Below are 10,434 nucleotides of genomic sequence, written 5' to 3' on the forward strand. Positions count from 1 at the left end.
GCCTCACCGGCCTAACGGGCTGAGGTCCAGGTAGTGGCCGATGTCGCCGCCGCTCTCCTGAAGATAGGGGATGCGGCCCAGCAGCGGTGCCCCCAGGTGCTGGCGCAGATAGTCCAGGTTCTCCTGCTGGCAGGCGGCATTGGGATCCACATTGTTGGCTATCCAGCCCGCCAGCTTCAGGCCATCGGCTTCGATCACCCGTTTGCTCAGCAGGGCATGATTCAGGCAGCCCAGACGAATGCCCACCACCAGTATCACCGGCAGTCTGTGTTCCATCACCCACTGGTTGAGGCCCTCGGTGTGGGACAGGGGCACCAGCCAGCCTCCGGCTCCTTCCACCACCACCACGTCCGCTTTCGCCTGCAGTTGCGCCAAGCCCTGCGTCAACACCGCGGCATCGATCTCTACCTCGTCCATGGGCGCGGCCAGGTGGGGCGACAGCGGCTGAGTCAGGGCATAAGGGTTAACCTGCGGGTATTCCAGGGGGAGCGACGAGGCTCCTTGCAGGGTCAGGGCATCACTGTTTCTGAGCCCCTCGGCAGTGGCGTGGCATCCGGCGGCCACCGGTTTGTACCCAGCGGTACGCCGGCCCAGGGCATTGAACGCCTGAAGCAGGCCTTTGGCCGCCAGGGTCTTGCCGATGTCGGTATCGGTACCGGCAACGAAGAAAGTCTCAGTCAAGGGTAAACACTCCGTAGCAGACACGGTAACTCAGAGGCAGTTGCCCGGGGTGGGCTGCCAGGGCCTGATAGGCCTGTTCAAGGGCCGTCAGGGTATGACGGTTTAAGCTCCTGTGGCCGTCACCCTGGTGCAGATGGGTAGCGCCGACCCCCTTGAGGGCGCGCATCACCGCCAGGGCGGAGTCATAATGCAGGGTCACCGTGTCAAAGCTCAGCTGCGCCGGATTGAGTCCGGCTGAGGCGACGGCGATGCGCAGCGCCTCCTCGCTCATAAAGCGGTTGACCCTGGGTTGGCGGTCCACCTGATTCCAAGCCTGGGCCAGTTCATTCAAAGAGCCGTCGGCCAGGGTACTGATCAGGATGCGACCGCCTGGACGGACCGTGCGCCTGAGCTGTCTCAGGGCCTGGGTCAGGTCCTGGCTCCATTGCAGGGCCAGGCTGGAGAACACCATGTCCACACAGTCGCTGCCCAGGGGAAGGGCGTCGGCGTCGCCCTGCAGGCACAGGACTTCGGGGCAGCGCAGGCGGGTGTGCTCAAGCATGGGGGAGGCCAGATCCAGGGCGATCAGTTGATGCCCCTGACCGGCCAGTTTTTCGGTGAAATGGCCGCTGCCGCAGCCCAGGTCCAGCACCCTGCCCAATGGCAGCGGTCCGGCCAGGGTAAGCAGGCGCTCGCCCACCAGGCGTTGCAGCTGGGCATGGCTGTCATAGCTGGCGGCGGCGCGGCCAAAGGTGCGGCCGATGGCGTCCTTATCGTGTGGCTCCAGGGCCTTACTCGGTTTCGGCTGCATGCCACACCTCATTCAGGGCGTCTGCCAGTGCCAAAATCTGCTGTTCGCTGTGCTCGGCGCTCAGGGTCAACCGCAATCTGGCCTGACCGGCGGGCACCGTAGGTGGGCGGATGGCACTGATCCAGAAGCCTCTCTCTTTTAGCTGAGCGGACAGGTCCAGGGCACGCTGGCTCTCTCCTACCATCAGTGGTTTGATGGCAGTGGCGGTACTCATCAGGGGCACCTGGGTGCCCAGGTTGGCGGTCAGCAGGTTTGACAGGGTGTGCAAGCGCTCACGTCGCCATTGTTGATTCTGAATCTGGCGTACCGCTTCGGTCAGGGCACAGGCCTGGGCCGGGGGCAGGGCGGTGGAGTAGACCAGGTGACGGGCAAACTGGGTCAGATACTGGGCCAGGTCACCGCGGCACAGCACCGCGGCGCCACTACAGCCAAACGCCTTGCCGAAGGTGACCACCAGGATATCCGGCTGAATCTGGTCAGCGGCACAGCTGCCGCGCCCTTGTGGCCCCAATACGCCGCAGCCGTGGGCGTCGTCCACCATCAGCCAGGCACCGTGGTCATCGCACAGCTGACGCATCTCGGCCAGTGGCGCCTGATCCCCATCCATGCTGAATACCCCTTCGGTGACCACCAGCTTGGGGCAGCCTCTGGGCGCGGCTTCGAGGCGGCGAGCCAGATCGGCGCTGTCGTTGTGGGCGAAGCGCTTCAGGGTAGCCGGAGACAGATGCCCCGCCTCCTGAAGGGAAGCGTGATTGAGTCTGTCCTGAAGCAACAGGTCACCTTTTTGCATCAGGGCGTGGATCACCGCCTGATTGGCGGCAAAGCCACTGGAGAACAGCAGGGCGGACTCGAAACCCAGCCAGTCACACAGCTGCTGCTCCAGCTCATGATGGGCCTGGTGATGGCCGGTGACCAGCGGAGAGGCGCCGCTACCGGCACCAAAGCGGCGCAGACCATCCTGCCAGGCGATGCGAATGCTGTCGCACTCGGCCAGGCCCAGGTAGTCGTTGCCGCAGAAGTGGTGGTAGAGCCTACCATCCACCTTTATCATCGCCCCCTCCTGCCTTTGAACCGGCTGGCGGTGGCGTAGCAGACCCTGAGAGTGCCTGTCGGCCAGGGCCTGACGGATGCGCGCCTTGAGCGGATCAGCGGCTGGCATCGTAGAACAGATCCTCATCGCTGGGGCGGGAGGCGATGTTGTGGCTGACCCGGGCCATCAGGGCGTCTGCTTCGGCTACGTCGGGGCGCTGGGACTTCTGTTCCGAGTTGATGCCGAGCTTGTTGAACAGCAGCAGATCCTTGTCTTCGGACGGATTGGGGGTGGTCAGCAGCTTGCAGCCGTAGAACACCGAGTTGGCACCGGCCATAAAGCACAGGGCCTGCATCTGTTCATTCATGTTCTCCCGGCCGGCGGACAGGCGCACTGCGGACTGGGGCATCATGATTCTGGCGATGGCTATCAGACGAACGAAGTCAAACGCCTCCACATCTTCGGCTTCCTCCATCGGGGTGCCTTTCACCTTCACCAGCATGTTAATGGGCACACTTTCCGGGTGAGTGGGCAGGTTGGCCAGCTCCACCAGCAGGCCAAACCGGTCGTCGGCGCTTTCGCCCATGCCGATGATGCCGCCGGAGCACACCTTCATGCCGGCGTCACGGACGTGGGAGAGGGTATCCAGCCGGTCCTGATAGGTGCGGGTGGTGATGATGTTGCCGTAGTACTCCCTGGAGGTGTCCAGGTTGTGGTTGTAGTAATCCAGACCGGCGTCGGCCAGCTCTTTGGCCTGGTGGGCATCCAGCATCCCCAGGGTCATACAGGTTTCCATGCCCATATCCTTGACGCCGCGGATCATCTCCACCAGGTAGGGCATGTCGCGCTCTTTGGGGTTTTTCCAGGCGGCACCCATACAGAAGCGCTGAGACCCGGCGGCCTTGGCCTTGCGGGCAGACTCCAGCACCTGCTCCACCTCCATCAGCCGCTCCTTGTCGATGTCGGTGCGGTAGTGGGCACTCTGAGGACAGTATTTGCAGTCCTCAGGGCAGGCGCCGGTCTTGATGGAGAGCAGGGTGCTGACCTGCACCTTTTTGGGATCGTGATATTGGCGGTGCACCTGTTGTGCCTGGAACATCAGTTCCATAAAAGGCAGGTTAAACAGGGTGTCGACCTCTTCCCGGGTCCAGTTATGTCGCAGCTCCACGGCGGCTCCCCAATCTGTATGTGGTTATAGGTAAATGCTTGGCTAGTCTAATCCAAGTCGATAGACTGTCAACCAACAACAGGTTTAACCATTGACTATTGACTAAAAAATGACCATCGACATTCAGTTTGACCAAGACCATGTCTGGCACCCCTACACCTCCACACTGGACCCCTTGCCCTGTTACCCGGTGACCCGCGCCGACGGGGTGGAGCTGACCCTGGAGGATGGGCGACGGCTGATCGATGGCATGTCCTCCTGGTGGTCGGCCATCCACGGCTACAACCACCCTGAGCTGAACCAGGCCGCCGCCGCCCAACTGGAGCAGATGTCCCACGTGATGTTTGGTGGCATCACCCATAAACCGGCGGTGGAGCTGTGTCGCAAGTTGGTGGCGATGACGCCTGAGCCTCTGGAGAAGGTGTTCCTGGCAGATTCGGGTTCGGTGTCGGTGGAAGTGGCACTGAAGATGGCCCTGCAGTACTGGGCCGCCATAGGCGAGCGTCGGGCCAAGTTCCTGACTCTGCGCCACGGCTACCATGGCGACACCTTTGCCGCCATGTCGGTGACCGATCCGGATAACTCCATGCACAGCCTCTATAAGGGGTTTCTGCCGGAGCACATCTTTGCCGACTCTCCCGAAGGCGGCTTCTTCGACCCCTGGAACCCGAACGACTTCAGCGACTTCCACAGCAAGTTTATGGCCAATCATCAACAGCTGGCGGCGGTCATTCTTGAGCCCATAGTCCAGGGGGCCGGGGGGATGCGCTTCTATCATCCCGAGTTCCTGCGGCTGGTGCGCCAGCTGTGTGACCAGCATGGGGTGTTGCTGATCTGCGATGAGATTGCCACCGGCTTTGGCCGCACCGGCAAGCTGTTTGCCTGCGAGCATGCGGGCATCAGCCCGGACATCCTCTGTCTGGGCAAGGCGCTGACCGGAGGCTACATGACCCTGGCGGCGACCCTGACCACCAAGCATGTGGCCGATACCGTCTGCTCCGGTGCGGCGGGGTGCTTCATGCATGGCCCCACCTTTATGGGTAACCCCCTGGCCTGCGCCGTGGCCAACGCCAGCCTGACGCTGATTGGCGAAGGGCACTGGCAAAACCAGGTGGCGCAGATTGAAACGCAACTGGCGGAGCTTTTGCCGCCTCTGGCGCAGCTGGAGAAGGTGAAATCGGTGCGCTGGCTTGGCGCCATCGGGGTGGTGGAAACCCATGAACCGGTGAACGTTGCCGAGATTCAGAAGGTGTTTGTGGAGCAGGGCGTCTGGATCCGCCCCTTCGGCCGTCTGGTGTACATCATGCCTCCCTACATCATGGAAGCGGCACAGCTTCGCCAGGTGGTCAGGGCGATGGAGGTGGGCCTCAGCGGCTGATGCGCCTCTTTAGCCTTGCGTGTGCTTGTGCCCGTTCTTTTGGTGTCAGGGACGGCAATATCTGCTTTTCGCACACTTTAGCAGGGCTAAAATCGATAAATGTTCGATAAAGCGCCTCAGATTCTGCTCAGGATCAAGATTGAGGTTCGATCCTTTCTCTAGCATGGAGATTGGCGTCAGTCTCAGGGAGAGCAGTGTGTGGGCGCACTATATCGACGGACTCAATTCAGCGGCATGATGGTGTCGGGGCTCACCGCCCTGTTGATCACCCTGTGGTGGGCAGGCTGTGACAGCTTACCGGTTCTGCTGCTTTCTACTCTGGTACTCATGGTTGGAGCCATGCTCAGCTCCCTGACCATCGAAGTGCATCCCGCTTTCGTTCGCTGGTACTTCGGCCCCCGGGTGTGGCGTCGGCAACTCTCTCTATCAGAAATTGACCAGGTATCGGTGATCGCACGAAGTGAAGATGGCCGATGGCCGGTTCATCTGGGGCGCAGTGGCTGGGTATACCAGGTCTCGGGTCACTATGCCGTCGAACTCAGGCTGCATTGCGGTAAGATAATTCGCCTGGGTACCGATAACCCAGATGAAGTGGTGGCTGCGATCCGTCGCCATCAGCAAAACCTTTCCTAACCACAGCGGAGGTGATCATGGACCAACAACAGGTCAAATCCTACCTGCTGGCACGCCCCTGCTGCTTACTGGATACCCCTTTCGGGCCAGAGGTGGCGGTATTTAAGGTAAAGGGCAAGATGTTCGCCACCCTGGCACTTGGCCAGGATAGGCGTCATTACTGGATGAACCTCAAATGTGACCCCGATGAAGCCCTGGCACTGAGAGACATCTTCGATGCGGTAATTCCCGGGTATCACATGAACAAGAAGCACTGGAACACGGTGATTCTGGACGGATCCATTCCCAATGGCGAAATAGAGCGGATGATCGACAACTCCCACGCCCTGGTCGTGCGCTCGCTGCCCAAGCGGGACCGGACGGCCGTGGAGGTTCACCTCTAAAGCCTGATTGCCGGGTAGCGATAACCTGACAGGCACCGAGCGGGGTCGTCTGCCCGCTCATCGCCTGCCGTTGTAATGACTTTTCCTTTTTTGCCAACAGTGTCGAATAACCTCATTGTTCAGGTCGAACACTTTGTGGTTATTTCTGATAAATTGCACGCGCCAGAGAAATGATTTAAATCATGTTCGTCGAGCCTTATATTATTATTTTATCTATGGTTAGAACATTGGCCAATTATAAATGATTCATATATTGGATTGGTTTTACCCGGCCAAATTTGTTTTTTGGATAGATTGATTCCCGCGCGATTTTATTGGTGGGAAGTATAAAATATTGTCGAATGGTGTTTGTTTATTTGATCAATACCCCTCTACCTCTTTATGGGTACTACCAAAGGGGTATTTGGCAATATCTTGTTCACATTTTTAAATAATCGCAAAGATCTGGGATTGCCGTTTTATTAATCGCGGTGATTAAATCTTTAACGCAATGGGCCCGTTGCAACACACTCTAAAAAAGTTTTCAGAGGGAAATGATGAAAATTAATAAGTTGCTTGTTGCAGTTGCCGTATCGGCGGTGCTCGTCGGTTGTGATGATGATGATACCACGGTCGTAAACGTTGAATGTGGGGAGGGCTCTGTCCTTAACACCGAAACCAATGTGTGCGAAGTGGTTCCCGTAGAGCCACCACCAGCGGTGGAGTGCGGTGAGGGCACAGTACTGAACACTGACACCAACACCTGTGAAATGATTCCCCCAACAGGCGCCGTTGATTTCTACAACAGCGATAACTGGGCCGAAAGCTTCCCGGATCAGCACGCCTCCTGGGCCAAGACCGAAGAAAACACTCCGGATGAGGGAGTTACTGATCTTCTGGAAGAGAACCCCAACCTGGTCGTGACCTGGGCGGGCTATGGCTTTGCCAAAGACTACAACCGCGCTCGCGGTCACCACTTTGCGCTGACGGATGTGATCTCCTCGCTGCGCACCGGCAGCCCCATGATCGTCGACGGCGTTGTTCAGGGCGAAGCCATGGCGGCCAGTTGCTGGTCCTGTAAATCTCCGGACCTGGCCAGAATGTACGATGAGATTGGCGAAGCCAACTTCACCGACAACTCCTGGTCCACCTGGGGTCATGAGATGGCCAACACCATTGGTTGTGCCGACTGTCACGAGCTGGGTGAAGATCAGCTGCGCCTGTCCCGCCCCTATACCGAGCGGGCCATGACCACTGTAGGTCTTACCTTCGGTGCTCAGGATGCCACAGAGCAGGGTAGCCAGGTGTGTGCCCAGTGTCACGTCGAATACTACTTCGATGGCACCGACCACAAGAAGGTGAAATACCCCTGGGACTTCTGGGTGCCCGGTGTGAAGACTGACTACGCCTCACAGGCGGGTTACGCCGGCGACGATGGCCTGTATGACGGCTTTTCCGCCGAAGCTCAGCTGGCTTACTTCGATTCCATCGGCTTCAAGGACTGGACCAATGCCATCTCCGGCGCGCCTAGCCTGAAGACCCAGCACCCCGAGTACGAGAACCTGGCAGACCGCACCAGCCACGTGATGTCTGGCCACCTGGACTTCAGCTGTGTTACCTGTCACATGCCCAAGTCTACCAACGACGACGGGGTGGAGTACTCTAACCACAACGTTCGCTTCGATGCGGCCAGGCTGCCCAGCAGCTGTCAGGGTTGCCACAACCCCGACACCTTCGAGACCATCCTCAGTGGTCGCAAGGACGAGATTAAGGCTCTGCGCTTTGGCGCCAATGGCACCGATGCTCGCCTGACCGAGCTGCACTTCAAGGCCCAGGCCATCTGGTCCGCCAACGGTGTAGAGGGCCTCAAAGAGGGCAAGACCATCGGTGAGGCGAAAGCCAGCTACGAAGGCGCGCTGAAGGCGGGTAATGAACTGGCCGGCGAGATGAACAGCCTGCTGACCAAGATCCGTAACGCTCAATGGTTCTGGGACAGCGCCACTGCATCTCACGGCATCCACGCCCACAACAAGGCAGAAGCGGTTCGCTTGCTGGAGAAATCCAACGGCATCATCGATGCAGCCCTGGTAGAGGCGGATGCCCTGCTGGCGAAGTATGCCCCGGACTATGTCTTCGACATTACCGCGGTAGACACCAAAGCTGAGGCACAACCTCTGGCGGGTCTCGACCTGGAGAAGATGAAAACTGATAAGGCCAAGTTTATCTCTGAGCGAGTAGAGAAAGAGTGGCCACACGAGCTTAAGAAGTAAAGGTAAGCACGACGGCGGCGTAGGCTGGAGTTTCGGCTCCGGAATTCATCTCATCCCAATGTCGCCGTCACTGTATTTCAGAAAAATTTGAAATACAGGCTCGCCGTTCTTAAGGCCATGGCATCCCTTCTGTATATTCGTCTTCTGACGGGAGGGGTGCCTTTTTTGTTGTGGTTTTAATATTGATGCTCAGCGGGTGGAATAATGTCGCCCGATGGTAACAGGCGGCAGTTGGCCTGAATCAAAAACTTGTTCCAAACAGATTGGCAAGCAACTAAACCCTCAGCTCTGCTATTTTCTGGGCTGGCCAATGAGTCGTAACACTGGCAGCAATCCAGGGGGGCGGGCCACCTAGGGGGTCGCCATCCTCACGAATCTCCTCACTTGACTCCAGAGTTTGATCTGGAAAATTGTTTAACTCTGATGGCTGGGGTAGAGTAGCCTCTTACAAATCGACTAATCCCTTAGTTTTCAGCACCTTTGACTAGGTCGCCGAATCGGCGGAGCTATGTCTGAATCCAATAGGTTGTACAAGTGTTAATCTAATGTTTTCAATGGCATATAGGTTTGCACTCACTAACATTGTTACCGCTGTGGCCTAAATGACTCAGCGGGCTCTGAACACCATCCGCCCCCATCTGCAATACATGGGTGTAGATTTGTGTGGTCCTCAAATCCCGATGTCCCAATTGTGCCTGTATGGTGCGAATGTCGGTGCCCCTCTGTAGAAGATGGGTGGCGAAGGAGTGGCGCAGCGTATGGCAGGTCACCTGTTTGGTGATTTTGGCTTTTCTTGCTGCCATCTTCACCGCCTTTCGAAGGCAGGAAGGGTGGAAATGATGCCGCCGTAATGCGCCACCGGCCGGATCATGGGACAGTACCTCTGATGGAAACAGGAACTGCCAACCCAGTTCAAATGGGCCGTTTGGAAACTTACGTTCCAGCGCAAATGGCATGTTGACGCCACAATACTCCGGATGCTGTAGATCCTGTTGCAGCAGATGCTGTACTCGGGAAATCTGGCACCTCAGGGCGTCGAACAACTCCCTGGCTAACGTCACACGGCGATGTTTACCACCCTTGCTGTCCCAGATCTGGATACCGGAATAATCAAAGTCGAGGTCTTTGACTCTCAAGCGGTAGGTCTCACTCTTGCGAAGACCACTGCCATACATCAGCTGCATGGCCAATCTGTAGCGAGGCACTGCGCTGGCCAGGAGGGCGGACACCTCTGACTGGGTGAGAACCACCGGCAGTTTGGGCTGGCGCTGGGAACGCTGGAACTCCAATGTCAGTGCCAGTGGCTGATTGACGATCTCCTTATAGAGAAACACCAGCGCATTAAGAGCGATGGCCTGGGTACTGGGCGACAGATTGCACTGGGTAGCCAGGTAGGACAGGAACCGCTCAGCCTCGCAGTGGCCCAATTCAGAGGGATGTTTCTGACCACAGAAGTTGATGTATCGCCTTATCCAGAGCGAGTAGGTGCGTACCGTGTTTTCACGGTATCGCATGACGCGCATCCTCTCGGCCAGATGCTGAAGAAATGGAGATGTCATTGATGGCCCTTGATAACTGTATAAATATACAGTTATAGGTCAAATCCGCCTTTCCGCAAGCAAGATCCGCCTTACGCTCAAAACTGCCTTTCAGGAAAAGGGGGCAGATGATCGCTAAGCCTCTGATGTTAAGATGATTATGATGGAAGCCGGTAATCTCACCATTTGTGGATAGGCGGCGAGATTTTAATGAGTGATAGGCGGCAAGTCGCCGCATAATAAGCTGTTAGTGCGTCAAGCGAAGCTTGATGCATCTTGCGGGGTGAAAGTCCCCGTCGGGTAAGGCCTAACCAGTCACCCGTATCGAGTGTTGCGCCCAAGGCGGAGATAGGGATTAGCCGATGCTTTTCAGTGGCGCAGCCACAACCAATCGAACAATCTGGGTGAAGCGTACACAGAGAATCTTATAGGCCATAGGGATTGTCGTGATCCTGAAGTGCTGGTATCGCTCCGTTAATTATGAACCTCCTGACTGACGAGGCTGGTAACAGAGTCGAAGTCCAGGCAATTCAACCGCCATTGGTGAGGTTGTTGCGAGTCAGCGGAGTTATCAAGCCGTGGCA

At 57.6% G+C, this 10,434-nt stretch carries 9 protein-coding genes; 4 read left to right on the forward strand and 5 right to left on the reverse strand.

Going from position 1 to position 10,434, the window contains the following annotated elements:
• Window positions 1-3: 3 nt before the first annotated feature.
• The 4 genes from bioD to bioB are packed head-to-tail and all read right to left on the reverse strand — an operon-like array spanning window position 4 to window position 3,609.
• Window positions 4-681, reverse strand: coding sequence for a dethiobiotin synthase (gene bioD, locus G505_RS0116285; RefSeq protein ID WP_028110512.1), 678 nt, complete (start codon window positions 679-681; stop codon window positions 4-6).
• Window positions 674-1,471, reverse strand: coding sequence for a malonyl-ACP O-methyltransferase BioC (bioC, locus tag G505_RS0116290; protein WP_028110513.1), 798 nt, complete (start codon window positions 1,469-1,471; stop codon window positions 674-676). The genes bioD and bioC overlap by 8 nt, the downstream gene beginning before the upstream one ends.
• Window positions 1,452-2,630 (reverse strand): 8-amino-7-oxononanoate synthase, encoded by a 1,179-nt coding sequence (bioF, locus tag G505_RS0116295; protein ID WP_035385500.1) that lies wholly within the window; start codon window positions 2,628-2,630, stop codon window positions 1,452-1,454. The genes bioC and bioF overlap by 20 nt, the downstream gene beginning before the upstream one ends.
• Window positions 2,617-3,609 (reverse strand): biotin synthase BioB, encoded by a 993-nt coding sequence (gene bioB, locus G505_RS0116300; protein WP_211219985.1) that lies wholly within the window; start codon window positions 3,607-3,609, stop codon window positions 2,617-2,619. Before bioB ends, bioF begins: the two co-directional genes overlap by 14 nt.
• 169 nt (window positions 3,610-3,778) lie before the next feature.
• On the opposite strand from bioB, the gene bioA reads away from it, so the two are divergent.
• From bioA to G505_RS0116325, 4 genes are all read left to right on the forward strand, one after another.
• On the forward strand, window positions 3,779-5,047 hold the full coding sequence (gene bioA / locus G505_RS0116305) for an adenosylmethionine--8-amino-7-oxononanoate transaminase (protein ID WP_028110516.1): 1,269 nt from the start codon (window positions 3,779-3,781) through the stop codon (window positions 5,045-5,047).
• Between the two features lie 198 nt (window positions 5,048-5,245).
• Complete coding sequence (locus tag G505_RS23105; protein WP_157509257.1) at window positions 5,246-5,680, forward strand: hypothetical protein; 435 nt, start codon at window positions 5,246-5,248, stop codon at window positions 5,678-5,680.
• 17 nt (window positions 5,681-5,697) lie between these two features.
• Entirely contained in the window at window positions 5,698-6,063 is a 366-nt protein-coding gene (locus tag G505_RS0116320) for an MmcQ/YjbR family DNA-binding protein (RefSeq protein WP_028110518.1), read from the forward strand.
• Between the two features lie 536 nt (window positions 6,064-6,599).
• Window positions 6,600-8,312 carry an ammonia-forming cytochrome c nitrite reductase subunit c552 gene (locus G505_RS0116325; protein WP_028110519.1) on the forward strand — a complete coding sequence of 571 codons (1,713 nt, stop codon included), beginning with the start codon at window positions 6,600-6,602 and terminating at the stop codon, window positions 8,310-8,312.
• A 551-nt stretch (window positions 8,313-8,863) separates the two neighbouring features.
• Here the strand turns inward: G505_RS0116325 and G505_RS21840 are convergent.
• A complete protein-coding gene (locus G505_RS21840; protein WP_051216359.1) occupies window positions 8,864-9,871 on the reverse strand; it encodes an integron integrase in 1,008 nt (335 codons plus the stop codon).
• Between the last annotated feature and the right edge of the window lie 563 nt (window positions 9,872-10,434).

Origin of the sequence: Ferrimonas futtsuensis DSM 18154 (genome assembly GCF_000422645.1) — a bacterium.
Lineage (GTDB): Bacteria > Pseudomonadota > Gammaproteobacteria > Enterobacterales > Shewanellaceae > Ferrimonas > Ferrimonas futtsuensis.